The sequence below is a fragment of the Streptomyces sp. LZ34 genome, assembly GCF_053890475.1.
In genome coordinates, this window is record NZ_CM132680.1 from 9,186,962 (window position 1) to 9,212,634 (window position 25,673).

Here is a 25,673-nt window from a genome sequence, read left to right on the forward strand (position 1 = left end):
CAGGGGGCGGGCCCGGCCGGGCCCGCCCCCTGCGGCGTCTTCGGTCGCCCCCGCGTCACTTGCGCTTGGGCACGGTCTCGCCGGTCCTGGCGTCCACGACCTTGCGGTCGCCCAGCGGCTTGTCCAGCTCGACCTTCTTGTCGATCTGCTTGGCGATGAGGATGCAGGGCCGGCCCGGGTGCAGCCGCTTGCCCTTGATCTCCAGCTTCACCTGCGACGAGGACTCCTCGGCGGAGACCGTGTACGACTCGCAGACGCCGCCCCAGAAGCGCACCGTCAGGCTCTTGCCGTCCACGGTGTACGACGTGATGTCGTCGACATGGTCCTCGCCGGACCCCGTGGACGGGGATGTGCCGGAGGGGGACGGCTTCTTGATGAACTTCGGGTCGACGGCGGGGTAGGCGACCGTGTTCATGGCGTCATCCGCGCTCGACGGCCCGACCTGGAAGAGCCAGGACGGCACCAGTGCCCGCCGGCCGTCCACGGAGTGCGCCGCGAGGCCCAGGGTCGCCTTGCGCACCGTGACCTCGTCACCCGTGCCGCCCGTGCTGCCCGTCGCCGCCTTCTCAGGTGCGCTCTTCTCGGATGTGCTCTTCCCGGGCTCGGCCTTCTCGGGCACCGCGTCCGGGCCGTAGGCGGTGTCGTCGCCCTTGTTGAGCCGCTTCATCGCCTCGGCCGCGCCGATCAGCGGATATGTGTCGTCCTTCGCGGGCTTCGACAGCAGACCGTTGCCGCCGACCAGCTGTCCGTCGGCGCCCACCTGCACACTCGTCTGCCAGCCGTGCGTCGGCAGATCGTCCAGCACCGGGTCCGCCTTCACGACCCGCACCGCGCCGTAGAGCTGCGTCGCGTCCAGCTTCGCGCCGTCCAGCCCCAGCGCGTCCAGCACCGGCTGGGCCGCGCGCTTGGCCTTGGCCTCCGAGACGGCCTTGTCGGATCCCTTGTCGCTCTTCGCCCCGGACCCCTTGGAGCCGGCGGCGGAGTCGGCGGCCTCGCCGCGGTAAGAGGGACAGCTCTTGCCGCTGCCCTTCGAGTCGGGGGACTGCGCGTCGGAGGACTGAGTGTCGGAGGGCTGCGTGCCGGAGCCCGTGTCCGGCGGCTGTACGCAGGAGGTGCCGCCCGGGGACCCGTAGGCCGTGTACGACCAGCCGCCCGGCGCCTTCCGGCTCACCTGGAGCACCGGGCCCATCGCGTCCTTGGCGCCCCCGACCTTCCATACGCCGTGGTCCGCGCGCGGGGTCCCCGCCACGTCCAGGGCCTTGGCCAGCCGCGCCACCTCGGCCTTGGAGACCTCTGCGCCGGTCCGGTACACCGGCGCCGACTCGGGCCCGTCCGGCAGCTTGCCCGCGGCCTTGTACTGCCGGCCGTACGGGTTCGGCTCGCCCGGCGCGATCCCCGCCCGGCCCGGGGATCCGTATCCGTCCAGTGCGAGCGGCTTCGGCGAACCGTCCTTCTGTGCGGCCCCCGGGTCCTGCGCGCCGCCGCCCGCGGCGGTGGAGGCCCAGTACGCCCCGCCGCCGCCGGCGAGCAGGACCGCAGCCGCCACCGAGGCGACGGCCAGCGGCGAGCGCCGCCGCGGCCGCGGGTTCTCGCCCTCGGGGGTCTGTGGGGTGTCGGTGTCCTCGGTGCTCACCGTATCGCTCCTTCGGCTCCGCTCTGGCTGTACCGTCCCACCTCTCGCGAGGGGGACGTCGCTGAGACGGAGCGAAGGGGCGTGTGGTTCCTCCATGCGCCGTAACCGGCGCCGTATGCATCGTGCACGCGGTGAGCAAAGGGCTACTATCGGGTGGTTTCAGCCATTCGTGCGGGGGTGGCGGAGCCGATAGCGTAAGGCGCGCGTTTCCTCCGACTTTTCTCCGTCTCCCGCAGGAGCAGACCAGCCGTGCGTATCGCAGTCACCGGCTCCATCGCCACCGACCATCTGATGACCTTCCCCGGCCGCTTCGCCGATCAGCTGGTCGCCGACCAGCTGCACACGGTCTCCCTCTCCTTCCTGGTGGACACCCTCGACGTCCGCCGCGGCGGCGTCGGTCCCAACATCTGCTACGGCATGGGCGTCCTCGGCCTGCGCCCCATCCTGGTCGGGGCGGCCGGCGCGGACTTCGCGGAGTACCGGGCCTGGCTGGAGCGCCACGGCGTGGACACCGAGTCCGTCCATATCTCCGAGGTCCTGCACACCGCGCGCTTCGTGTGCACCACCGACGCCGACCACAACCAGATCGCGTCCTTCTACACCGGCGCGATGAGCGAGGCCCGCCAGATCGAGCTCCAGCCCGTCGCCGACCGGGTCGGCGGCCTCGACCTCGTGCTCATCAGCGCGGACGACCCGGAGGCGATGGTCCGCCACACCGAGGAGTGCCGCACGCGCTCCATCCCGTTCGCCGCCGACCCCTCGCAGCAGCTCGCGCGCATGGGCGGCGAGGACATCCGGCTGCTCGTCGAGGGCGCGGACTACCTGTTCACCAACGAGTACGAGGCCGCGCTGATCGAGACCAAGACCGGCTGGTCGGCGGACGAGATCCTGGCCAAGGTCGGCACCCGCGTCACCACGCTCGGGGCGCAGGGCGTGCGGATCGACCGCACCGGCGAGCAGCCGATCGTCGTCGGCTGCCCGGAGGAGGAGGCGAAGGTGGACCCGACGGGCGTCGGCGACGCGTTCCGCGCGGGCTTCCTCTCCGGGCTCTCCTGGGGCCTCTCCCTCGAGCGCGCGGCCCAGGTCGGCTGCATGCTCGCCACGCTGGTCATCGAGACCCTCGGCCCCCAGGAGTACGAGCTGCGCCGCGGCCACTTCACGGACCGCTTCGCCAAGGCGTACGGCCAGGACGCGGCCTCCGAGGTCCAGCCCCACCTGGCCGGCTGAGGGGTTCTGCCGCTACTTCCTCGGGGGTCGCTTACGCCCGGCGGCGGACGCGGTACGCCGTACCGCGCTCGGCCGGGCGCTCCCCCGCGTACTCGTGGCCGCGCATCGCGCACCACGCCGGGATGTCCAGTCGCGCGGCCTCGTCGTCGGCGAGCACCGTGACGAGGCCGCCGACCGGGACGTCCCCGATGACCTTGGCCAGTTCGATGACCGGGATCGGGCAGAGCTTGCCGAGCGAGTCCACCACCAGCTCCGCCTCCTCGCCGCCCGACCCGGCCGCGGCCACCGCGACCGCCGGAGCTGCCGCGGCTGCCGACGCCACCGCAGCTGCCGACGCCTCGTCCTGCCCCGGCGCGCCCAACTGCCCGCGCACCCGGCGCACCACGTCCGGCAGCAGGGCGAGGAAGCGCTCCACGTCCTCCTCGGGTGTCCCCAGCGGCAGCGAGACGCGGACGTTGCCCTCGGACAGCACGCCCATCGCGCGCAGCACATGGCTCGGCGTCAGGGTGCTGGAGGTGCACGAGGAGCCGGAGGAGACGGAGAAGCCCGCGCGGTCCAACTCGTGCAGCAACGTCTCCCCATCGACATAGAGACAAGAGAAGGTCACCAGATGGGGCAGCCGCCGCTCCGGGTCGCCGACCACCTCCACGTCGGGGATCAGCCGGGGCACCCGCGTACGGATCCGGTCCACCAGCTCCCGCAGCCGCTCCGCCTCCGCGGCGGCCTCCCCCCGTACGGCGCGCAGCGAGGCCGCTGCCGCCACGACGGCCGGGATGTTCTCGAAGCCGGGGGCGCGGCCCGACTCGCGTTCGTCCGCCGGGCCGTGGGCGGCGAAGCGCACGCCCTTGCGTACGGCAAGCAGGCCGACGCCCGACGGGCCGCCCCACTTGTGGGCGCTCGCGGTCAGCAGCGACCAGTCGCCCGCGACCGTGCCCCAGGCCAGCGACTGGGCGGCGTCCACGAGCAGCGGCACACCCGCCTCCCCGCACTCCGCCGCGGCCTCGGCCACCGGCTGTCGCGTGCCCACCTCGTGGTTGGCGGACTGGAGACAGGCCAGGGCGGTCGCGCCGGGGGCGTCGCGCAGGGCGGCGGCGTACGCGCCGGGCGCGACCCGGCCGGCGCTGTCCACCGGGACCTCGGTGACCGTGCCGCCGCCCGCCTCGTGGGCGGCCGCGGCGTGCAGCACCGCGGAGTGCTCGACGGCGGAGACGACCAGATGGCGGCCGGCCCGGCGGCGGCCCGCGAGGGCTCCGGCGATGCCGTCGTGCAGCGCGCGGGTACCCGAAGAGGTGAAAGTGAGTTCGTCGGGGCGACAGCCGACGGCCTCGGCCGCCGTCTCCCGCGCGGCGTCCAACAGCAGCCTGGCGCGCCGCCCCTCGCGGTAGAGGCGGGCCGGGTCGGCCCATCCCTCGTCGAGCGCGGCGAGCAGCGCCTGGCGGGCGATGGGGTGCAGCGGGGCGGACGAAGCGGCGTCGAAGTAGGGCACATACAGAACGCTAGTCGCAGCCCGCGGAAGTCGGGTCTCCGCCTCTTCGGAGCCTCTTTGGAGTCTCTTCGGAGCCTGTTCGGACCCCCTTCGAACGGGTTCCTCCACCTCTTCGGGGAGCGCCCCGGCGCGTTGGGCACCCTCCCCGCGCGGCCCTAAAAGGCGTCCAGTAGGGTTTGGTCCGCATAAACATCCAAACCCCTGCCCGCACCGGGCCGGCGACCGACCAGAGAGACGGCCGCGGCCGTGCGGGCGAGACTCTCGGGAAGGCGCTACGTGAGTCCCAACGGCTCCGACCGCTCGTCGCGGCGCCCGGTGCGGCGGAAGCTGCTGCAGGCGCTGGCCGCGGGCTTGGTCCTGGCGACCGCCACCGGTTGCACATCCAAGGACTTCCCCCGCCTCGGAATGCCCACCCCGGTCACGGAGGAGGCGCCAAGGATCCTCTCCCTGTGGCAGGGCTCGTGGGCGGCTGCGCTCGCCACGGGCGTGCTGGTCTGGGGGCTGATCCTGTGGGCGGTCATCTTCCACCGCCGCAGCAGGACCAAGATCGAGGTTCCCGCGCAGACCCGGTACAACATGCCCATCGAGGCGCTGTACACCGTGGTCCCGATCATCATCGTCTCGGTGCTCTTCTACTTCACCGCGCGTGATGAGAACGAGCTCCTGAAGACCTCCGCGAAGCCCGCCCACGTGATCAACGTGGTGGGCTACCAGTGGAGCTGGGGCTTCAACTACATGGAGAACGTGGACGGCAACCTGTCCACGCCCAAGAAGACGCCCGAGGAGGTCTCCTCGATCCCGGACCGCATGCTCAAGGCCGTGCCCAAGGGTGCCGAGGGCGTGTACGTGGCGGGCACCCCGGGTGACCACAACCCGGACACCGGCAACCCCGGCCCCACCCTGGTGCTGCCGAAGGGCGAGAAGGTCCAGTTCATCCTGACCTCCCGCGATGTCATCCACTCCTTCTGGGTGGTTCCCTTCCTGATGAAGATGGACGTCATCCCGGGGCACACCAACCGCTTCGAGGTGACCCCGAACAAGTACGGCACCTTCCTGGGCAAGTGCGCGGAGCTCTGCGGCAACGACCACTCGCGGATGCTCTTCAACGTCAAGGTCGTCTCCCCGAAGGCTTACCGGGAGTACCTGAAGGGCCTGGCCGAGAAGGGCCAGACCGGATACATCCCGGCGGGCATTGAGCAGACGGACGCCGCCAAGAACGCGGAGACCAAGAACAAGTGAGCATCCTCAACGAACCTCAGGGTGCCGACGCAGCCGCCGCGCAAGCGGACGAGCTGCCGGTGCGCCGTAAGCAGCCAGGGAACGTCGTCGTCAAGTGGTTGACCACCACCGACCACAAGACGATCGGGACGCTCTATCTCGTCACGTCGTTCGCCTTCTTCTGCATCGGTGGGCTCCTGGCGCTGCTCATGCGCGCCGAGCTGGCCCGTCCCGGCACGCAGCTCATGTCGAACGAGCAGTTCAACCAGGCGTTCACCATGCATGGCACGATCATGCTGCTGATGTTCGCCACGCCGCTGTTCGCCGGCTTCGCGAACTGGATCATGCCGTTGCAGATCGGTGCGCCGGATGTGGCGTTCCCGCGGCTGAACATGTTCGCCTACTGGCTGTACCTGTTCGGCTCGCTGATCGCGGTGGCCGGGTTCCTCACCCCGCAGGGCGCGGCCGACTTCGGCTGGTTCGCCTACTCGCCGCTGTCGGACGCGGTCCGCTCGCCGGGCGTGGGCGCCGATATGTGGATCATGGGTCTGGCCTTCTCCGGCTTCGGCACGATCCTCGGCTCGGTCAACTTCATCACCACCATCATCTGCATGCGCGCTCCGGGCATGACGATGTTCCGCATGCCGATCTTCACCTGGAACGTACTGCTCACCGGTGTGCTGGTGCTGCTGGCCTTCCCGGTGCTGGCCGCCGCGCTGTTCGCCCTGGAGGCAGACCGTAAATTCGGGGCGCATGTGTTCGACGCGGCCAATGGCGGCGCATTGCTGTGGCAACACCTCTTCTGGTTCTTCGGCCATCCAGAGGTGTACATCATCGCGCTGCCGTTCTTCGGAATCGTCTCCGAGATCATTCCGGTCTTTTCCCGCAAGCCGATGTTCGGTTACATCTCCCTGATCGGTGCGACGATCTCGATCGCGGGCCTTTCGGTGACGGTGTGGGCGCACCACATGTATGTCACAGGCGGCGTACTCCTGCCGTTCTTCTCCTTCATGACATTCCTGATCGCGGTGCCGACCGGTATCAAGTTCTTCAACTGGATCGGCACGATGTGGAAGGGGTCGCTGAGTTTCGAGACCCCGATGCTGTGGACGATCGGCTTCCTGATCACCTTCACCTTCGGTGGTCTGACCGGGGTCATCCTGGCCTCGCCTCCGATGGACTTCCACGTCTCGGACACCTACTTCGTGGTGGCGCACTTCCACTACGTGGTCTTCGGTACGGTCGTCTTCGCGATGTTCGCCGGATTCCACTTCTGGTGGCCGAAGTTCACCGGCAAGATGCTGGACGAGCGCCTCGGCAAGATCACCTTCTGGACGCTGTTCATCGGCTTCCACGGCACGTTCCTGGTCCAGCACTGGCTCGGTGCCGAGGGCATGCCGCGCCGGTACGCCGACTACCTGGCGGCCGACGGCTTCACCACGCTGAACACGATCTCGACGATCAGCTCGTTCCTGCTCGGCATGTCGATCCTGCCGTTCCTCTACAACGTCTGGAAGACCGCCAAGTACGGCAAGAAGGTCGAGGTGGACGACCCGTGGGGCTACGGCCGCTCGCTGGAGTGGGCGACCTCCTGCCCGCCGCCGCGGCACAACTTCCTCACGCTGCCCCGCATCCGCTCCGAATCCCCGGCGTTCGACCTGCACCACCCGGAGATCGCGGCGCTCGACCAGCTTGAGAACCACGGGGCCGCCGCGTCCGACGACAAGGCCCTCGCGGGTGGCAAGGAGGCCGGCAAGTGAAGGTCCAAGGCCGGATGTTCATCTGGCTCGCCGTCTTCATCCTCATCATGGCGATCGTCTATGGGGTGTGGTCGAAGGAGCCCGCCGGCACCACCGCGCTCTTCCTTGCCTTCGGGCTGAGCGTGATGATCGGCTACTACCTCGCCTTCACCGCCCGCCGGGTGGATGTCGGGGCGCAGGACAACAAGAACGCGGATGTCGCGGACGACGCCGGTGAGGTGGGCTTCTTCTCCCCGCACAGCTGGCAGCCGCTCTCCCTGGCGATCGGTGGCGCCCTGGCCTTCATGGGCGTGATCTTCGGCTGGTGGCTGCTGTACTTCTCCGCCCCGGTCATCATGGTCGGCCTCTTCGGCTGGGTGTTCGAGTACTACCGCGGCGAGAACCAGAACCAGTAACAACCCGAGCGGGGCCCGGACACCTTCTCCAGGTGTCCGGGCCCCGCTTCGTCGTGTCCCGGGTTCGTCGTGTCCCGGGTTCGTCAGGTCGCCGGTTCACTCGACTGCCTCGTTCCGCGAGCCGTCCGGGACCGGACTTCCTAGCTTGTGACCATGAGCCACACACCTCGATCACCCCGATCCCGGACGGTGCTCGGCTGCGCTCTGCTGCTGGCACCCCTGATAGCGACGGGGCTCACCGGATGCGGCGGCCCCTCCTCGGACCCGCTGGCGGCCAAGCCGTACGACGCGGCCGACCAGGTCGCCTTCAGCGGCGTGGGCGGCTCCCACAAGGCCGACCCCGACAAGCCGCTGGAGGTCACGGCCAAGGGCGACGACAGCCGTATCACCGACGTCACGGCGACCGACTCCGCGGGGCGGTACGTACGCGGAGAGCTCACGCCCGACGGCAAGCGCTGGCGCAGCACCGTGCCCCTGGCCGCGGGCACCCACTACACGCTGCGGGTGAGCACCGAGGACGCCGACGGGGCGCCGGGGCGCCGGACCATCGGCTTCGACACCTCGGGGGCCGAGAGCAGGCTGCGGGTCACCTTCGGCCCCGACGCCGGCACCTATGGGGTGGGCCAGCCCATCACCGCCGCACTGAACGCGCCGGTCAAGGACGCCTCGGCGCGGTCCGTCGTCGAGCGCGCCCTGAAGGTGGACTCACAGCCCGCGGTGGACGGCGTCTGGCACTGGGTGGACGACCGGACCCTGCACTACCGCCCGCGCGACTACTGGCCCGCGCACGCCACGATCGACGTGCACGCCAACCTCAAGGGCATCAGGGTCGCGAGCGGCCTGTACGGCGCGTCCTCCAAGCCGCTGCGGCTGCGCACCGGCGACCGCATGGAGGCCATCACCGACTCCGGCACCCACCAGATGACGGTGCTGAAGAACGGCCAGGCGATCCGTACCATCCCCATCACCACCGGCATGCCCGGCTTCGACACCCGCAACGGCATCAAGGTGATCCTCGCCAAGGAGTCCGCAGTACGGATGACCGGGGCCAGCATCGGCCTCGGCAACTCCTACGACCTGATGGTCCACTGGGCCACCCGGGTGACCTGGAGCGGCGAATACGTCCACGCGGCGCCCTGGTCCGTCGGCTCGCAGGGCGCGGCCAACGTCAGCCACGGCTGCACCGGCATGAGCACCGAGAACGCGCACTGGTTCTTCGACACCGTGCGCCTCGGCGACATCGTCAAGGTCGTGAACAGTCACGGCTCGATGATGACGCCGTTCGACAACGGCTTCGGCGACTGGAACGTGGCCTGGGACAAGTGGCGCGAGGGCAGCGCCGTGGCCGGCGGACGGCCCGACGGCAGCACCCCGGCCGACTCGGCCAGGCTGCGTCCCCAGGTGTGAGACGCGGCCAGGGGTGACGCGTCAGGCGTCAGGCATCCACGGAGCGCCGCTGGCGCAACAGTTCCGCCAGCGCGTCCGCGAGGGCCACCGGGTCCACCGGATGGGTGACCGCGGCCTCGGCGCGGCTCCACGTGGCCAGCCAGGCGTCCTGCGGGCGGCCGATGAGCAGCAGAACCGGAGGGCAGCGGAAGATCTCGTCCTTGATCTGCCGGCAGACCCCCATGCCGCCCGCGGGCGCCGTCTCGCCGTCCAGCACGCATACGTCGATACCGCCGTCCTCCAGCGCCGAGAGGACGGCGGGGAGGGTCGCGCACTCCACGAACTCCACGGGCGGGACGTCGGGAGCGGGCCGGCGCCCGGCCGCGAGCCGGACCTGCTGGCGGGTGCTCGAGTCATCGCTGTAGACCAGCACCGTGGCGGTCGGCTGCATCGTTCCTCCGCGTTACATGGGTGGCGCGTTACATGGGTGCACTCCTGGCGCGGATGCTACTCCCGTACAGCCCTGGGGAGGAGGGGGTGTGCAGGCCCCTCCTCCCTTCGGGGGACCGTGCGAGGAGCGCTCGGCACCCGCAGGGCGACCTGCTGACGCACGCTCTTCAACCGGCCGTACGAGCAGCATCGATGCCCTTGACACTCCGAACGGTACCCCCGGGAGTGAGGGCTGGATAAGCGACCGACATAATGTCGGTCGTGGCGACAGCAACAGCAGTAGATACCGGGCACGCGCACCCGTCGGTCAACCGGCCGAACCTCACCAGCGTCGGAACCATCATCTGGCTGAGTTCCGAGCTGATGTTCTTCGCGGCCCTCTTCGCGATGTACTTCACCCTGCGGTCGGTGACCGGCGCTGAGCACTGGAAGGAAATGGCGTCCGCGCTGAACTTCCCGTTCTCCGCGACGAACACCACGATCCTGGTGCTCTCCTCTCTCACCTGCCAGCTCGGTGTCTTCGCTGCCGAGCGCGGTGACGTGAAGAAGCTGCGCGCCTGGTTCGTGATCACCTTCATCATGGGCGCGATCTTCGTCGGCGGTCAGATCTTCGAATACACCGAACTGGTCAAGCACGAGGGTCTGTCGCTCTCGTCCGACCCGTACGGCTCGGTGTTCTACCTGACCACCGGCTTCCACGGACTGCACGTGACGGGCGGACTCATCGCCTTCCTGCTGGTCCTGGGCAGGACGTACGCGGCCAAGAGGTTCACTCACCAGCAGGCGACGGCGGCCATCGTGGTGTCTTATTACTGGCACTTCGTCGACGTCGTCTGGATCGGCCTCTTCGCCACGATCTACATGATCAAGTAATCCGGTCGCCGCACCGGCACCACGTCCTCAAAGCATCGACGCAGAAGATCCTGACACCGGGGTAATCCGTGAAAAAGCTCTCCGCACGACGGCGCCATCCGCTGGCTGCGCTCGTCGTCCTACTCTTCGCGCTGGCGGTCACTGGGGGGCTGTACGCCGCGTTCTCGCCGAGCGAGGCGAAGGCCGATGACAGCTCCGCCCAGTCCCTCGCCATCGAGGAGGGCAAGAAGCTCTATGCCGTCGGCTGCGCCAGCTGCCACGGCACCGGCGGTCAGGGTACGACCGACGGTCCGAGCCTGGTCGGCGTCGGCTCCGCCGCCGTGGACTTCCAGGTCAGCAGCGGTCGTATGCCCGCGCAGCAGCCTGGCGCCCAGGTGCCCAAGAAGAAGAACATCTACTCGGACGCCCAGATCCAGCAGCTGTCCGCGTACATCGCCTCGCTCGGCCCCGGCCCGGTGACGCCCACCAAGGAGCAGTACGACCCCGCGGGCGGCGACGTCGCCGAGGGCGGTGAGCTCTTCCGGACCAACTGCGCGCAGTGCCACAACTTCGTCGGCAAGGGCGGCGCCCTGACCAACGGCAAGTACGCGCCGTCCCTCGAGGGTGTGTCCCCCAAGCACCTCTACGAGGCCATGCAGACGGGCCCGCAGAACATGCCCTCCTTCCCGGACACCGTGATGCCCGAGGAGAAGAAGAAGGCCATCATCGCGTACCTGGACACGGTCAACAGCGACAAGACCGAGACCCCCGGCGGTATGGAGATCGGCGGCCTGGGCCCGGTCAGTGAGGGTCTGTTCGGCTGGGTCTTCGGCATGGGGGCCATGATCGCCCTGACCATCTGGGTCGCCGCCCGGACCGCAAAGGCCAAGAAGTCATGAGTAGCCACGACATTTCACAAACAGAAGACAACCTGCCACATGGGCGGGAAGCCGCGGCGGGCGGCGAGGTAGAGACGGCCGACAACCCGTTCGCCGACCCGGGCCTGCCGCCGCACGAGCACCGTCAGCAGGACATCGACGAACGGGCCGCGCAGCGCTCCGAGCGCACGGTCGCCCTGTTCTTCACGGTCTCGATGCTGGCGACGATCGCCTTCATCGCCTCGTATGTGGCCTTCCCGGTCGACGAGATCATCTATGTCTTCCCGCTCGGCCACATCAGCGCGCTGAACTTCTCGCTCGGCCTGTCCCTCGGTATCGCGCTGTTCGCCATCGGCGCGGGTGCGGTCCACTGGGCCCGCACCCTGATGTCGGACGTGGAGATCGCCGACGAGCGCCACCCGATCGAGGCCGAGCCCGAGGTCAAGGCCAAGGTGCTGGAGGACTTCCGGGCGGGCGCGGCCGAGTCCGGCTTCGGCCGGCGCAAGCTGGCCCGCAACACCCTCTTCGGCGCGCTGACCCTGGTGCCGCTGGCCGGCCTGGTGCTGCTGCGCGACCTCGGCCCGCTGCCGGGTGACAAGCTCCGGCACACCAAGTGGGCCAAGGGCAAGCGCCTGATGAACTACAACACCGGAGGGGCGCTGCGCCCCGAGGACATCGCGGTCGGCTCGCTCACCTTCGCCATGCCCGAGGGCATGAAGGAGTCCGACCACGACTTCCAGACGCAGATCGCCAAGGCGTCCCTGATGCTGGTCCGGCTGCAGCCGGAGAACATCAAGGACAGGCGCGAGCTGGACTGGTCGCACGACGGCATCGTCGCGTTCTCCAAGATCTGCACCCACGTCGGCTGCCCGATCAACCTGTACGAGCAGCAGACGCACCACGTCCTGTGCCCGTGCCACCAGTCGACCTTCGACCTCGCCGACGGCGGCCGCGTGATCTTCGGCCCGGCCGGGCACGCCCTGCCGCAGCTGCGGATCGGCGTCAACAAGGAAGGCTTCCTCGAAGCCAAGGGTGACTTCGCGGAGCCTGTCGGTCCTGCTTTCTGGGAGCGCGGATGAGTACTGCAACTGAAACGCAGCGCGGTCGCAAGGCGCCCGCGGGCGAGCGGGTGGCCGACTGGGCCGACGGCCGGCTGGGCATCTACAGCCTCGCCAAGGCCAACATGCGCAAGATCTTCCCGGACCACTGGTCCTTCATGCTGGGTGAGGTCGCGCTCTACAGCTTCATCATCATCATCCTCACGGGTGTGTATCTGACGCTGTTCTTCCACCCCAGCATGGAAGAGGTCGTGTACCACGGCCCGTACGTCCCGATGCAGGGCGTGCGGATGTCCGAGGCGTTCGCCTCGACGCTCGACATCAGCTTCGAGGTGCGTGGCGGTCTGCTCATCCGGCAGATCCACCACTGGGCCGCGCTGGTCTTCCTCTCGGCGATGCTCGTGCACATGATGCGCGTCTTCTTCACCGGCGCGTTCCGCAAGCCGCGCGAGGTCAACTGGCTGTTCGGCTTCCTGCTGTTCTTCCTCGGCATGCTGACCGGCTTCACCGGCTACTCGCTCCCCGACGACCTGCTCTCCGGCACCGGTCTGCGGTTCATCGAGGGTGTGTTCCTGTCGATCCCGGTCGTCGGCACCTACATCTCGATGTTCGTGTTCGGCGGCGAGTTCCCCGGGATGGACCTGATCCCGAGGCTCTACCCGGTCCACGTCCTGCTGCTGCCGGGCATCATGCTCGGCCTGCTGGTGGCGCACCTGATCCTGGTCTTCTACCACAAGCACACGCAGTACCCGGGGCCCGGCAAGACCGAGAAGAACGTGGTCGGCATGCCTCTGCTGCCGGTCTACATGGCCAAGGCGGGCGGCTTCTTCTTCCTGGTCTTCGGTGTGATCGCGATCCTCTCCGCGGTCGCCACGATCAACCCGATCTGGGCCATCGGCCCATACCGGCCGGACCAGGTGTCGACCGGCGCCCAGCCCGACTGGTACATGGGCTTCGCCGAGGGTCTGGTCCGTGTGATGCCCGGCTGGGAGATCACCGCCTGGGGCCACACGCTCGTCCTGGGCGTGTTCATCCCGATCGTGCTCTTCCCGCTGGTCCTGTTCGCGATCGGGGTCTACCCCTTCATCGAGTCCTGGATCACCGGCGACAAGCGCGAGCACCACATCCTGGACCGCCCGCGCAACGCCCCGACCCGCACCGCCTTCGGTGTCGCCTGGCTGACCGCCTACCTGGTGATGCTGGTCGGTGGTGGAAACGACCTGTGGGCCACCCACTTCCACCTGTCGATCAACTCGATCACCTGGTTCGTCCGGATCGGTTTCTTCGTCGGCCCGGTGCTGGCCTTCATCGTCACCAAGCGGATCTGCCTGGGTCTCCAGCGGCGCGACAAGGACAAGGTGCTGCACGGGCGCGAGACCGGCATCATCAAGCGGCTGCCGCACGGCGAGTTCATCGAGGTGCACGCGCCGCTCTCGCAGGAGGACCTGCACATGCTCACCCAGCATGAGCAGCCCAAGCCGCTCGAGGTCGGCCCCGAGGTCGACGAGAACGGTGTCCGCCGCAAGATAAAGCCCTCGCAGAAGCTCCGGGCGAAGTTGTCCAAGGGCTACTACGGCGGGGACAACGTGATCCCCAAGCCGACCGCCGAGGAGTACAAGGAGATCACCAGCGGCCACGGCCACCACTGATCCCCTCAGCGAACACCTCAGCTGTACGCCACACACCAGGGCCCCGGCCCGGACCACACGGTCCGGGCCGGGGCCCTGGGCCGTGTCCGGGACCCGGGCGCCGGGCCGCTCGCCCGGCCCGCGCCGATAGGCTTGCCGGGGGCCGCTGAAGTGCGCGGACCCCTCCCTGCCCAGCCGAGATCCAGGAGCGGACCATGGACGTTGTGACCCCAGCCGGAGGCGACAACCGCGCGACGGCCCGCACCTGGCCGGACGTACTCGACTCGCTGCTGCTCGGCCACGACCTCACCGCCGACGACACCGCCTGGGTCATGGACCGGATCATGAGCGGCGAGGCCAGCGACGCGCAGATCGCCGGCTTCGCGGTCGCGCTGCGCGCCAAGGGCGCGACCGTGGCGGAGGTGTCCGGTCTGGTCCGCACCATGTACGAGCACGCGAGGGTGATCGAGATCCCCGGGCCCACCGTCGACATCGTGGGCACCGGAGGCGACCGGGCCAAGACCGTCAACATCTCCACCATGGCGGCGCTCGTGGTGGCGGGCACCGGCGCCAAGGTGGTCAAGCACGGCAACCGCGCCGCGTCCTCCGCCAGCGGCTCCTCCGACGTCCTCGCGAAGCTCGGTGTCGACCTGGACATCTCGCCGCAGCGGGTGGTCGAGGTCGCCGAGGAGGCCGGCATCACCTTCTGCTTCGCGGTGAAGTTCCACCCCTCGCTGCGCCACGTCGGGACCGCGCGCAGCGATCTGGGCATCGCCACCATCTTCAACTTCCTCGGCCCGCTCACCAACCCCGCCCGGGTGCGGGCCCAGGCCACCGGGGTCGCGGACGCCCGTATGGCGCCCATCCTCGCCGGTGTGCTCGCCGAACGCGGCTCCTCCGCGCTGGTCGTCCGCGGCGACGACGGGCTGGACGAGCTGACCGTCACCTCCACCTCCCAGGTGTGGGTGGTCGAGGGCGGCACCGTACGGCAGGAGACCTTCGACCCGCGCGACGTCGGCATCGACCTGGTCCCGGTGGAGGCCCTGCGCGGCGCCGACCCCTCGTACAACGCGGATGTGGCCCGGCGGCTGCTGGCGGGGGAGCGCGGTCCGGTCCGGGACGCGGTGCTGCTCAACTCGGCGGCCGCGCTGGTCGCGCTGGAGGGCGGGATGGGCGACACGCCCCTCACGGAGCGGATCGCGGCGGGCATCGAGAAGGCGGCCGAGTCGATCGACTCGGGCGCGGCCCGGGCCTCGCTGGAACGGTGGGTCCTGGCCACCAACGCGTGACGCCTTTTTCAGGGCTCGCCTTTTCAGGGCTCGCCTTTTCAGGGCTCGCCTTTTCCGGGCTCGACTCGAGAGCGAGACCCCTGTCCGTATCGCGGACAGGGGTCTCGCCCTTTCGGTGCGGCATGGCATACTCCTGCGCAGGTCACGAGCGACAGCGACTTCGGCCCCGGCCCGCTGTCCGGCAACCCTCCGTCCGTGGCGGGGTGCCCCGGGTGATGACCAGGCCGCAGGCAGCGAGGCCTGCGGCAAGCGCGGACCCCTCGCGAAACCCAGGGGTCCTGGTTGTCGAGGGAGTTCTTCCGTGATGCAGCGAATGCGCTAGGGCCGACGGCCCCTTTTTCCCCTCAACCGGCGCGGTGTCGTCATCGCCCGCGCGTTGAGCTTCTTTCCGCGTGCCCGGCGGCGGGCTGCCCCATGCACGCGTGACGCATTCACCTCTTCGTCCTCCCGGGAGACTTCGCCATGTCCGCGACCGCCGCTGCCACCACCGCCACCCACACCCCGCTGCCCGTCCTCGGCCGTGACGTCCTCGTCCCGCTGGTCACCGGCGGCGAGGTCAGCTACGCCGCGCTGGACTACGCCGCCAGCGCCCCCGCCCTTCAGCGGGTCTGGGACGACATCGCCGCCTACGCCCCGTACTACGGCAGCGTGCACCGCGGGGCCGGCTACCTCTCGCAGCTGTCCACCGACCTGTTCGAGAACAGCCGCAAGGAGGTGGCCGCGTTCCTCGGCTGCCGCCCCGACGACCAGGTGGTCTTCACCCGCGCCACCACCGACTCGCTCAACCTCCTCGCCGCCGCCCTCCCGCAGGGCACCCAGGTGTTCGTGTTCGAGACCGAGCACCACGCCTCGCTGCTGCCGTGGCAGCAGCGCGAGGGCGTCGAGGTCGGCTATCTGAGTGCGCCGCGCTCCCCGCGGCAGGCCGTCGAGACGCTGGAGCGGGCGCTGGCCGCATGGCGGGCGGAGCAGCGGGCGGTGGACGGGGACACGGGCGCGGCGCTGGTGTGTGTGACCGGCGCGTCGAATGTGACCGGTGAGCTGTGGCCGGTGCGGGAGCTGGCGCGGGTGGCCCACGCACACGGCGCCCGGATCGTGCTGGACGCCGCGCAGCTCGCCCCGCACCACCCCGTGGACATCGCCGACCTGGACGTCGACTGGGTCGCGTTCTCCGGGCACAAGCTGTACGCGCCCTTCGGGGCCGGTGTGCTGGCGGGGCGCGCGGACTGGTTGCGTGAGGCCCGGCCGTATCTGGCGGGCGGCGGCGCCAGCCGCAAGGTGGCTCGTCGGGACAACGGCGGGGTGGACGTGGAGTGGCACACCACCGAGGCCCGGCACGAGGCCGGCTCGCCGAACGTCATCGGGGCGTATGCGATCGCCTCGGCCTGCAAGGCACTGACCGAGGCCGGGTTCGAGTCCCTGGTGGCGCGGGAGCGGCAGCTGATCGCCAAGGTCCGCGCGGGGCTGGCCGAGGTGCCGGAGGTGCGGGTGCTGTCGCTGTTCGGCGACGACGCCCCCCGGGTGGGGGTCATCTCCTTCGTGGTGGAGGGCTGGAACAGCTCGCACTTCGCGGCCGCGCTCTCCGCGGAGTACGGCATCGGCGTGCGCGACGGCCTGTTCTGCGCGCATCCGCTGGTGCGCACCCTGCTGGGCGGCGAGCCCGGCGAGGCGGGCGAGTGCGGGGCCCCGGAGGCCGCTCCGGGGGAGCGGTCGCTGAACGCGATCCGGGTCAGCTTCGGCGCGGGCACCCCGGACGAGCACGTCGAGCGGTTCGTCGCCGCGGTGAGGGAACTGGTCCGGGACGGCGCGAAGTGGAGCTACCGCACCGAGGACGGGCGCTGCGTCCCGGACCGCGGCTGAAGGCCCGGAGGAGCGGCCCGCTCAGCCGTCGAGGCCGATCGCGAAGGCGGCCTCGAGGTCGTGCTGGGAGTAGGTGCGGAAGGCGATGTGGGTCTCGGTGGAGGCCACGCCCGGCACCTTGCTGATCCGGCCCGGGATGACGTCCGCGAGGTCGTCGTGCCGGGCCACCCGCACCATCGCGATCAGATCGTGCGCCCCGGTGACCGAGTAGACCTCGCTCACGCCGTCGAGCGCGGCGATCTGCTCGGCGATCTCGGGGATCTGGTCCACGCTGGTCTTGATGAGCACGATCGAAGTGATCACGGCTGGCTTTCTCCCTCGCTGGACCTGACTGCCCTGCTCACTCTAGTCGTCCGCCCGAAGCGGGCCCACGCGTAGAGGAACCCGAGGCTGAACCCCACGAGGTGGGCGAGGTAGGCGACCCCGGGGCGGTCGTCGGCCGCGCGGGCGGCCAGCCACTGGAGCGCGACCCAGAAGATCAGCACCACCCAGGCGGGGAAGCGCAGCGGCAGGAAGAACAGAAACGGGAAGAGACTGGTCACCCGGGCCCGGGGGAACAGCCACAGAAAGGCCCCCAGGACCCCGGAGATGGCCCCGGAGGCGCCGACCAGGCTCTGGGTGGAGCCGGCGTGCGCCGCCGCGTAGCCGAGCAGCGCCAGATAGCCGGTGGCGAGGTAGAAGAGGGCGAACTGGATCCGCCCCATGCGCTCCTCGGCCATCGCCCCGAAGACGTACAGGAACAGCATGTTGCCGAGCAGGTGCAGCCAGTTGCCGTGGACGAAGAGCGCGGTGAGCGGGGCCAGCGGCTCGGCGGGCGCGCCGCTCCACAGCGCGCTGGGCACCACCCCCCAGCGCTCGAAGTAGCCCGTCTGGGCCCGCAGCAGCTCGCCCCCGGTGCCATAGCCGGGGTTGAGGCCGGAGGCCGGCCCGAGGGCGAAGACCAGGCAGCAGGCGGCGATGAGGGCGTAAGTCATCAGGGGGCGGCCGGGCCCCTCCGACGTCTCGATCATGGGCAGATCATGGCGTACCGGGCACAACCTGCCCAGAGTGCCTCGCCGCCGCCGGGGGGCGGGCCGGGGAGCGCACCGGCCCCGGCGCGGGGCAGGGCTCAGGCCGTAGGGTTACAGCACGCCAAGTGCCACAGTGGAATGAAGACGACGAGGATGACGACGCCATGGCCGTGCCCCTGCCGACAGCCGAGACCCGCTGGCGCTGCACCCTGTGCGGCAACCTGACCCGGTTCGATGTGACGCGCTCGACCAAGGCCGTCGAATACGTCCATCTCGACCTGGGCGGGGAGCCCAGGGTCGAGGAGCGCGAGGTGGTCAGTGAGACCATTGAGTCGGTGCGCTGCCGCTGGTGCAACGCGGTCGACCAGATCGAGCTGGTCGACCGTCCGGGCGCGAGCGCGAGCGCCTGAGAACGGAGCGATGACAGGTGGTGGAGCGGACGGGCGACCCCGCGTCGGCCGGTGACGCCGAGGGCGTCGCCGAGGCGCTCGACCGCCCCCTGCCGGAGGGGGTCAGGCGCCGGGTCGTGGCTCTGGTGGCGGATGCCTTCGGAGGGCTGACGGTCACCGAGCTGCCCGCCCAGCTGCGGCAGTACGCCCGCTTCACCCCGACCCGCCGGGCGAAGTTCGCGGGCAACGCGATGGCCGCGACCGTGGAGTCCGACCCGGTCTTCCGGCAGCGGATCGCGGGGCGGCTGCGGGAGACGCAGAAGGAGCTCGCCGAGGCCATCGAGGGCGGCTCGCCGCCGGCCGCGGCCGATCCGGTGGATGTCGCGGCGCTCGCCTATGTGCTGCGGCCGGCCGGTTGGGTCAAGCTGGTTGAGGCCGCGGGCGAGGAGGCGCAGCGGGCCTCCGCCGAGCGGGCCGGCGAGGAGGCGGAGCGCGAACTGCGGCGGCTGCGGGAGGAGCTCGGCGAGGCCCGGACCGCGGCGCGTACGGAGGCCGAGCGGTCCCGCGCCGAGCTGGAGGCGGCCCGCAAGGAGTCGGACACGCTGCACCGGAAGCTGCGCAGCGCGCTCAGCGACGTCAAGCGCGGCGAGGCGGCGCTGCGCAAGGCCGCCGCCGAGCTGGAGTCCGTACGGTCGACGGCCGCGGTGCGGCAGGCCACGGCGGAGGGCGAGGCGCGGCGGCTGCGGGCCCGGCTCGTTGAGGTGGAGTCGGCGCTGGAGGCCAGCCGGCGGGCGGCGCGCGAGGGGCGCAGCGTCGAGGACATGCGGGTGCGGCTGCTGCTGGACACGGTGCTGGACGCGGCGCAGGGGCTACGGCGCGAACTGGCGCTGCCGCCCGCGTCGATGCGTCCGGCGGACGCGGTGGACGCGGTCGAGCCGGGCAAGATGACACCGAAGGACATAGCGGCCAGGGCGCTGTCGGAGATGGACCCCGCGCTGCTCGACCAGCTGCTCGCGCTGCCCCAGGCCCACGTGGTGGTGGACGGCTACAACGTCACCAAGACCGGCTATCCGACGATGCCGCTGGAGAAGCAGCGGCTGCGGCTGCTGGGCGGGCTCGCGGTGCTGGCGGCCCAGACGGGCGCGGAGATGACCTGTGTCTTCGACGGGGCGGAGCTGGCCGCGCCGGTGCTGCTGGCGCCGCCGCGGGGGGTGCGGGTGCTGTTCAGCAAGCCGGGGGTGACCGCGGACGAGCTGATCAGGCAGCTGGTCCGGGCCGAACCGCCGGGTCGGCCGGTGGTCGTGGTCTCGACGGACCGCGAGGTGGCGGACGGGGTGGCCAAGGCTGGGGCACGACCGGTCTCCTCCGCTCTGTTGCTCAAGCGGCTCGCGCGTACCTGAGTGACTCCTGACGGCGCGTTGGACGGCGGCCGGACGGCTGTTGGCGCCTGCGGAGCGTCAACCGACCGTTACGGTATGTGTGATGTTTGTAAAAGATGCGCCTGGAGACCGACTTTTTTGTCGTTGGGATTTGAACGGATCACGACGAGGTCACTAAGGTCAGCTCGAACCTCCGCGCGGTTGATCATCCATCCGGGATGACAGCGGGGGTACCGCCGAGTCCGCGTGCGCTGCGTTCCGCGGAGCCGGGGTCTTGACCCCCACTCACCCGGTAGGCGGCTCGAGGAAGAAGGAGCTCGCCTTCGTGGCGTCCCACCGTCGACCCAAGCAGCCGAGCCGCACTCGGGTAACCGTCTTCACCGCGACCGCCGCGGCGGCCGTCGCTCTCTCGTCCCAGGCCGCGCAGGCCGCTCCCAAGCAGGACAAGAAGGACGTCAAGGAGCAGGTCGACAAGCTCTACGAGCAGGCGGAGGGGGCGACCGAGAAGTACAACGGCGCCAAGGAGAAGAAGGAAAAGCTGGAGAAGCAGGTCGGCGAGCTCCAGGACAAGGTGGCGCGCGGCCAGGAGGAGCTCAACAAGCTCCGTAACGGCCTGGGTTCGATGGCCACCGCCCAGTACCGCTCCGGTGGCATCGACCCCTCCGTGCAGCTGCTGCTCTCCTCCGACCCGGACACCTACCTCGACAAGGCCTCCACACTCAGTCAGGTGAGCGGCAAGCAGGCCGAGTCGCTGCGCAAGATCGCCGACAAGCAGCGCACGCTCAAGCAGCAGCGCCAGGAGGCGTCCACGAAGCTTCAGGACCTCGAGGACACCCGCAAGGTCCTGGGTGAGAAGAAGAAGGAGATCCAGGGCAAGCTCTCCAAGGCCCAGCAGCTCCTGAACACTCTCACCGCCAAGGAGCGGGCCGCACTCGCCGCCAAGGAGCAGGAGCGGGCCAACCGCTCCAACCAGCGGGTGAGCCTGGGCAACGACGTGCCCGACTCGCAGCGCGCCGCCGCCGCGCTGGCCGCGGCCAAGTCGAAGATAGGCTCACCGTATGTGTGGGGCGCGACCGGGCCGTCCTCCTTCGACTGCTCCGGGCTCACCGGCTGGGCGTACTCGCAGGCCGGTGTCCAGCTGCCGCGCATCTCGCAGGACCAGGCGAACGCCGGCACCCGCATAGGCCGCGGCGAGCTCAAGCCGGGCGACCTGGTGCTCTTCTACGGCGACCTGCACCACATAGGCCTGTACGCGGGCAACGGCCAGGTGCTGCACGCCCCCAAGCCCGGGGCCAATGTGCGCTACGAGTCGATGGACAACATGCCGTTCATGTTCGGCGTCCGGGTCTGACCCACCCCACCCCACCCGAACCGTCCGTTCGGGGGAATTCGGGGGAAGCCGAGCAACCTCCGCTGAGCGTCCGCCCCGCCGGTGACCTGCGTCTCCGGCGGGGCGTCACGTTGTGTGCCCGTCGCGCTCCTTGGACCGAGCGTGATCGTACGGCTACTGTCTGCGCGCAGTTCCCGACACAGCGGACTTTCCGACACAGCGGAAGGGAGTGCGGCTTCCCATGGCGTCCTGTCGCCGCCCCTCTCAGCCCGGTTTCACTCAGCCCGGTTCGCCGCGATCCGGCTCCGGCCGGACCACCGCCCTCGGCCGGGTGACCGCCCTGACCGCCGCCTCGGCCGCCGTGGCGTCGGCGGCCGCGCTGTCGGCGGTGCCGGCCTGCGCCGAGCCGCACGACCCCTCCTCGGACACCGCGGCTCCGCACGCCACCCCCGGCACGGTGGAGCGGCTCTACGCGCAGGCGGAGCGGGCGACCGAGCGCTACAACGCGGCCGAGGCGCACGCCCAGGGCCTGCGCCTCCAGGTCGACCGGATCCAGGACCGCGTCGCCCGCGGCCAGGAGCGGCTCAACCGGATGCGGGTGGCGCTCGGCGCCCTCGCGGGCGGCCAGTACCGGTCCGGCGGGGTCGACCCCGGCCTCGCGCTGATCCTCTCCGAGGACCCCGCCCACTACCTCGACAAGGCCGCCACCCTGCAGCGGATCGGCAAGCGGCAGGCCGGGCAGCTACGGGTCTTCGAGGGCACCCAGCGGACGCTGCGCCAGCAGCGCGCGGAGGCGGCGGCCAGGCTCGCGCGGCTGGAGCACAGCCGCAAGGCCGTCATCCGCCACAAGCGGTCCGTGCGGCACAAGCTGGCCACGGCGCGCCGGCTGTTCAACGCCCTGCCGCCCGCCCAGCGCGCGGCCTATCTGCACGGCTCGCGCGCGGCGTCCCAGCCGGTCGGCGTGGCGGAGCTGCCGCCGTCCTCGCCGCGCGCGGCCGCCGCGCTCGAGGCCGCGCGCCGGGCGGTGGGCCTGCCCTACGCCTGGGGGCAGGCCGGCCCCACCGCCTTCGACTGCTCGGGGCTGACCCAATGGGCGTACGGGCGGGCCGGGGTGGCGATCCCGCGCACCTCACAGCAGCAGGCGTCCGCCGGGCACCAGGTGGCGCTGAGCCACATCCGCCCCGGTGACCTGGTGGTCTACCGCTCCGACGCGGGCCATGTCGGGATGTACGCGGGCAACGGGCAGGTGATCCACGCGCCCTACCCGGGGGCGCGGGTGCGGTACGACCCGGTCGGCATGATGTCGATTTCCGCCATCACACGGGTCTGATGCCACCACACGTGTCTGATAAGCGCGTCTGATTCCGAACCGCGAGCCTCGTACGATCTACGGCGTGGCGGGTAGGCGGCGGCCGGGCGGACGGCGGGCGGGCAGACGGTGGGCGTGGCGGGCGGCGCCGTGCCTGGCCGCGCTCTGCGTCCTGGTGGCCGTCGCGCTCACCGGCTGCGGCACCGTCCAGGCCCCCGACGACGGCGCGGGGCGGGACGGGCGGGCCGTCCAGCAACTGCTCGACCGGCGGGCCGCGGCGGTCCGGGAGCGCGACGCGGGCGCCTTTCTCGCCACCGTCGACCGGCGCTCGGCCCGCTATCTGGCCGAGCAGCGGCGGATGTTCGCCAACCTGGCCGCCGTACCGGTGCGCTCCTGGACCTACCGCCTGGTGGACACCGGCGGCTTCGACCCCGCGCTGGGCGAGGGCCGCCGCCTCGCCGCCCGGGTCGAACTGCGCTACCGGCTGTCCGGTTACGACACCGCGCCGGTCGTCGCCGAGGAGTATCTGACCCTCGCCCAGCGGAACGGGCGCTGGTACGTGGCCTCCGACGACGGCGAGGAGGGCGGCAGGCGGACCTCCGTGGAGCTGTGGGACCAGGGCGCGGTGACCGCCGTGCGCGGCGAGGACAGCCTCGTCCTCGGCGTGGGCCAGGGCCGGCGGCGGCTGCGCGAGGTGGCGGCCGGGGCGGACCGGGCGGTGGCCGTCCTGCGGAAGGTGTGGCCGCACGCCTGGGCCGGGCGGGTGGTGGTGGAGGTCCCCGCCTCCCTGAACCGGATGGCCGCCCTGCTGGGCTCGTCCGCGAGCGGCTACCGCGGCATCGCGGCCGTCACCACCGGCGAGGCGCGGGCCGGCCGTTTCGCGGCCGCCGACCGCGTCATCCTCAACCCCGAGGCGTACCAGGTCCTCGGCGACTTCGGACGGCGCGTCGTGCTCACCCACGAGACGGCCCATGTGGCCACCCGCGCCGTCACCACCGCCGCCACCCCGATGTGGCTCTCCGAGGGCTTCGCCGACTGGACGGGCTACCTCGGCACCGACCGCGCCCCCCGCGAGGTGGCCCCCGAACTCGCCCGCTCCGTCGCGGCCGGCCGCCTGCCGGACGCCCTCCCGGACGACAAGGCCTTCGGCTTCGGCGGCGACGCGGACGCCCTGTCCCGGGCGTACGAGGAGGGCTGGCTGGCCTGCCGCTTGATCGCGGAGAAGTGGGGCGAGGGGAAGCTGATCGACTTCTACCGCGCGGTGGGCGAGAGCCCGCGCCGCCAGGGGGCGGTGGAGTCCGCGCTGCGCGAGGTGCTGGGCACGAACCTGGCCGAGTTCACCGACCTGTGGCGCAAGTACGTGTCCGCGGAGCTCGGTTAGCGGGCTGGCGCGCCTCCAGCCGGTCCAGGGCGTCCGCGAGCCACCGCCGCTCCTCCGCCGTGGTCGCGCGGGCGATCCGCAGCATGCCCTCACGGAAGACGTCCCCGGCCCGCTCCGCGCGCACCGGCTCGCCGCCCTGGTAGAAGAAGCTCGACGGGGCGTCCAGGAACGCCTGGCGGCGCCGCAGCACGGCCGCCTGCTCGGCGCGGTCCGGCAGATGGCGGAGGAACGCGAGCACCGGGCTGCCGATGGCCGCCGACCTCACGGCCCGGATGGCCGGTTCCCTGCTGCTGGTGGCCATCGCGCCGTGGGTGATGCGGGCGTTCGCCGCGCCGCCGGACGTCGCCGCGGCCGGCACGGCGTTTCTGCGCTGCCTGGGCCCGTATCTGGCCCTGCTGGGCTGCTTCATCGCGCTGGGCGGCGTGTTCGAGGGGGCCGGGGGCAGCCCGCTGAGGCTGCGCGTCACCCTCGTCGGCACGGCCGTCCAGCTGCCCCTGGCCTACGGCCTGTCCGGCTTCGGGCTGCCCGGGGTGTGCTGACGGGGCCCGGCGGCCGCGCCCGCACCCGGTACTGTCGGCGGGGATGGACAAGACCCTGATCGTCACCAACGACTTCCCGCCCCGGCCCGGCGGCATCCAGGCGTTTCTGCACAACATCGCGCTGCGCCTGGACCCGCAGCGGGTCGTCGTCTACGCCTCCACCTGGAAGCGCGGCAGGGAGGGCGCCGAGGCCACCGCCCGGTTCGACGCCGAGCAGCCGTTCCGCGTCGTACGGGACCGTACGACCATGCTGCTGCCCACCCCGCGGGTGACCCGGCGGGCCGGCGAGCTGCTGCGCGCGCACGGCTGCACCGCGGTGTGGTTCGGGGCCGCCGCCCCGCTCGGGCTGATGGCCCCGGCGCTGCGCGGGGCGGGCGCCCGGCGGCTGGTGGCGACCACCCATGGGCACGAGGCCGCCTGGGCCCAGCTCCCCGCCTCCCGCGGGCTGCTGCGCCGGATCGGCGAGGGCGCCGACACCCTCACCTATCTCGGCGAGTACACCCGCTCGCGGATCGCGGCGGCGATCGGGCCCGAGGCGGCGGCGCGCATGGTCCAGCTGACGCCCGGCGTGGACGAGAAGACCTTCCACCCCGGCTCGGGCGGCGCCGGGGTCCGGGCCAGGCTCGGGCTCGCCGACCGCCCCGTCGTGGTCTGTGTCTCCCGGCTGGTGCCGCGCAAGGGGCAGGACACCCTCATCCAGGCCATGCCGCGGATCCTGGCGCGGGTCCCGGACGCCGTCCTGCTGATCGTCGGCGGCGGCCCGTACGCCAAGGAGCTGCGCCGGCTGGCCGAGACCACCGGCGTCGCCGACTCCGTGCGCTTCACCGGCGCGGTCCCCTGGGAGGATCTGCCCGCCCACTACGGCGCGGGCGACGTGTTCGCCATGCCCTGCCGCACCCGCCGCGGCGGCCTGGACGTCGAAGGCCTCGGCATCGTCTACCTGGAGGCCTCCGCGACCGGCCTGCCCGTCGTCGCCGGAGACTCCGGCGGCGCGCCGGACGCGGTCCTCGAGGGCGAGACGGGCTGGGTGGTGCGGGGCGGCTCGGCCGAGCAGGCGGCCGAGCGGATCGTCGCGCTGCTCCAGGACCCCGAGCTGCGGCGGCGGATGGGGGAGCGGGGGCGCGCCTGGGTCGAGGAGCGCTGGCGCTGGGACCTGCTCGCCGAGCGCCTGGAGGGCCTGCTCGCCGGCTGATCCGGCTGATCCGGCTGATCCGGCTGA

At 71.1% G+C, this 25,673-nt stretch carries 24 protein-coding genes and 1 riboswitch; of the genes, 18 read left to right on the forward strand and 6 right to left on the reverse strand.

What is annotated here, in order from left to right; all coding sequences use genetic code 11:
- Positions 1-55 precede the first annotated feature (55 nt).
- A complete protein-coding gene (locus tag ACWY4P_RS39095; protein ID WP_456205329.1) occupies positions 56-1,633 on the reverse strand; it encodes a hypothetical protein in 1,578 nt (525 codons plus the stop codon).
- 249 nt (positions 1,634-1,882) lie between these two features.
- Here ACWY4P_RS39095 and ACWY4P_RS39100 point away from each other — a divergent pair, with 249 nt between their 5' ends.
- Positions 1,883-2,860, forward strand: coding sequence for a carbohydrate kinase family protein (locus tag ACWY4P_RS39100; protein ID WP_456205331.1), 978 nt, complete (start codon positions 1,883-1,885; stop codon positions 2,858-2,860).
- 31 nt (positions 2,861-2,891) lie between these two features.
- Here ACWY4P_RS39100 and ACWY4P_RS39105 read toward each other — a convergent pair whose 3' ends face one another.
- The gene (locus ACWY4P_RS39105) at positions 2,892-4,346 is read right to left on the reverse strand and encodes an aminotransferase class V-fold PLP-dependent enzyme (protein WP_456205332.1); all 1,455 of its coding nucleotides are present in this window, start codon (positions 4,344-4,346) and stop codon (positions 2,892-2,894) included.
- A 276-nt stretch (positions 4,347-4,622) separates the two neighbouring features.
- On the opposite strand from ACWY4P_RS39105, the gene ctaC reads away from it, so the two are divergent.
- From ctaC to ACWY4P_RS39125, 4 genes are all read left to right on the forward strand, one after another.
- Positions 4,623-5,585, forward strand: a complete 963-nt coding sequence (gene ctaC / locus ACWY4P_RS39110; protein WP_456205333.1) for an aa3-type cytochrome oxidase subunit II — start codon at positions 4,623-4,625, stop codon at positions 5,583-5,585.
- Positions 5,582-7,324: an aa3-type cytochrome oxidase subunit I gene (gene ctaD, locus ACWY4P_RS39115; protein WP_456205334.1), complete on the forward strand. Its 1,743-nt coding sequence runs from the start codon at positions 5,582-5,584 to the stop codon at positions 7,322-7,324. Before ctaC ends, ctaD begins: the two co-directional genes overlap by 4 nt.
- Positions 7,321-7,719, forward strand: coding sequence for a cytochrome c oxidase subunit 4 (locus ACWY4P_RS39120; protein WP_456205335.1), 399 nt, complete (start codon positions 7,321-7,323; stop codon positions 7,717-7,719). The genes ctaD and ACWY4P_RS39120 overlap by 4 nt, the downstream gene beginning before the upstream one ends.
- Before the next feature lie 153 nt (positions 7,720-7,872).
- Positions 7,873-9,126 carry an Ig-like domain-containing protein gene (locus ACWY4P_RS39125; protein ID WP_456205336.1) on the forward strand — a complete coding sequence of 418 codons (1,254 nt, stop codon included), beginning with the start codon at positions 7,873-7,875 and terminating at the stop codon, positions 9,124-9,126.
- A 28-nt stretch (positions 9,127-9,154) separates the two neighbouring features.
- On the opposite strand, the gene ACWY4P_RS39130 is transcribed toward ACWY4P_RS39125, so the two are convergent.
- Positions 9,155-9,556: a hypothetical protein gene (locus tag ACWY4P_RS39130; protein WP_456205338.1), complete on the reverse strand. Its 402-nt coding sequence runs from the start codon at positions 9,554-9,556 to the stop codon at positions 9,155-9,157.
- Positions 9,557-9,807: 251 nt separating this feature from the next.
- Between ACWY4P_RS39130 and ctaE the strand changes: the two genes are divergently transcribed.
- From ctaE to ACWY4P_RS39160, 6 genes are all read left to right on the forward strand, one after another.
- On the forward strand, positions 9,808-10,428 hold the full coding sequence (gene ctaE / locus ACWY4P_RS39135) for an aa3-type cytochrome oxidase subunit III (protein WP_014180385.1): 621 nt from the start codon (positions 9,808-9,810) through the stop codon (positions 10,426-10,428).
- A gap of 68 nt (positions 10,429-10,496) precedes the next feature.
- A complete protein-coding gene (gene qcrC, locus ACWY4P_RS39140; protein ID WP_456205339.1) occupies positions 10,497-11,306 on the forward strand; it encodes a cytochrome bc1 complex diheme cytochrome c subunit in 810 nt (269 codons plus the stop codon).
- Entirely contained in the window at positions 11,303-12,364 is a 1,062-nt protein-coding gene (qcrA, locus tag ACWY4P_RS39145) for a cytochrome bc1 complex Rieske iron-sulfur subunit (protein WP_456205341.1), read from the forward strand. Before qcrC ends, qcrA begins: the two co-directional genes overlap by 4 nt.
- Positions 12,361-13,992, forward strand: coding sequence for a cytochrome bc1 complex cytochrome b subunit (gene qcrB / locus ACWY4P_RS39150; RefSeq protein WP_456205343.1), 1,632 nt, complete (start codon positions 12,361-12,363; stop codon positions 13,990-13,992). The genes qcrA and qcrB overlap by 4 nt, the downstream gene beginning before the upstream one ends.
- 194 nt (positions 13,993-14,186) lie before the next feature.
- Positions 14,187-15,260 carry an anthranilate phosphoribosyltransferase gene (gene trpD / locus ACWY4P_RS39155; RefSeq protein ID WP_456205344.1) on the forward strand — a complete coding sequence of 358 codons (1,074 nt, stop codon included), beginning with the start codon at positions 14,187-14,189 and terminating at the stop codon, positions 15,258-15,260.
- A gap of 140 nt (positions 15,261-15,400) precedes the next feature.
- Positions 15,401-15,518, forward strand: a riboswitch (SAM riboswitch).
- 204 nt (positions 15,519-15,722) lie between these two features.
- Positions 15,723-17,117, forward strand: a complete 1,395-nt coding sequence (locus ACWY4P_RS39160) for an aminotransferase class V-fold PLP-dependent enzyme (protein ID WP_456205345.1) — start codon at positions 15,723-15,725, stop codon at positions 17,115-17,117.
- 21 nt (positions 17,118-17,138) lie between these two features.
- On the opposite strand, the gene ACWY4P_RS39165 is transcribed toward ACWY4P_RS39160, so the two are convergent.
- A complete protein-coding gene (locus tag ACWY4P_RS39165; protein ID WP_089514181.1) occupies positions 17,139-17,420 on the reverse strand; it encodes an Lrp/AsnC ligand binding domain-containing protein in 282 nt (93 codons plus the stop codon).
- Positions 17,417-18,127 carry a rhomboid family intramembrane serine protease gene (locus ACWY4P_RS39170; RefSeq protein WP_456205347.1) on the reverse strand — a complete coding sequence of 237 codons (711 nt, stop codon included), beginning with the start codon at positions 18,125-18,127 and terminating at the stop codon, positions 17,417-17,419. Before ACWY4P_RS39170 ends, ACWY4P_RS39165 begins: the two co-directional genes overlap by 4 nt.
- Positions 18,128-18,291: 164 nt before the next feature.
- On the opposite strand from ACWY4P_RS39170, the gene ACWY4P_RS39175 reads away from it, so the two are divergent.
- From ACWY4P_RS39175 to ACWY4P_RS39195, 5 genes are all read left to right on the forward strand, one after another.
- Positions 18,292-18,537 carry a hypothetical protein gene (locus ACWY4P_RS39175; protein WP_319698276.1) on the forward strand — a complete coding sequence of 82 codons (246 nt, stop codon included), beginning with the start codon at positions 18,292-18,294 and terminating at the stop codon, positions 18,535-18,537.
- Positions 18,538-18,554: 17 nt separating this feature from the next.
- Positions 18,555-19,916: an NYN domain-containing protein gene (locus tag ACWY4P_RS39180; RefSeq protein WP_456205348.1), complete on the forward strand. Its 1,362-nt coding sequence runs from the start codon at positions 18,555-18,557 to the stop codon at positions 19,914-19,916.
- A gap of 304 nt (positions 19,917-20,220) precedes the next feature.
- On the forward strand, positions 20,221-21,246 hold the full coding sequence (locus tag ACWY4P_RS39185; RefSeq protein ID WP_456205349.1) for an NlpC/P60 family protein: 1,026 nt from the start codon (positions 20,221-20,223) through the stop codon (positions 21,244-21,246).
- A 220-nt stretch (positions 21,247-21,466) separates the two neighbouring features.
- Positions 21,467-22,555, forward strand: a complete 1,089-nt coding sequence (locus ACWY4P_RS39190) for an NlpC/P60 family protein (protein WP_456205350.1) — start codon at positions 21,467-21,469, stop codon at positions 22,553-22,555.
- Positions 22,556-22,619: 64 nt separating this feature from the next.
- A complete protein-coding gene (locus ACWY4P_RS39195) occupies positions 22,620-23,915 on the forward strand; it encodes a hypothetical protein (RefSeq protein WP_456205351.1) in 1,296 nt (431 codons plus the stop codon).
- Here ACWY4P_RS39195 and ACWY4P_RS39200 read toward each other — a convergent pair.
- Positions 23,872-24,180, reverse strand: a complete 309-nt coding sequence (locus ACWY4P_RS39200) for a hypothetical protein (RefSeq protein ID WP_456205352.1) — start codon at positions 24,178-24,180, stop codon at positions 23,872-23,874. The genes ACWY4P_RS39195 and ACWY4P_RS39200 overlap by 44 nt on opposite strands.
- Between ACWY4P_RS39200 and ACWY4P_RS39205 the strand changes: the two genes are divergently transcribed.
- Positions 24,164-24,454, forward strand: coding sequence for an MATE family efflux transporter (locus ACWY4P_RS39205; protein ID WP_456205353.1), 291 nt, complete (start codon positions 24,164-24,166; stop codon positions 24,452-24,454). The genes ACWY4P_RS39200 and ACWY4P_RS39205 overlap by 17 nt on opposite strands.
- 43 nt (positions 24,455-24,497) lie before the next feature.
- Positions 24,498-25,646, forward strand: coding sequence for a glycosyltransferase family 4 protein (locus ACWY4P_RS39210; RefSeq protein WP_456205355.1), 1,149 nt, complete (start codon positions 24,498-24,500; stop codon positions 25,644-25,646).
- Positions 25,647-25,673: the final 27 nt, after the last annotated feature.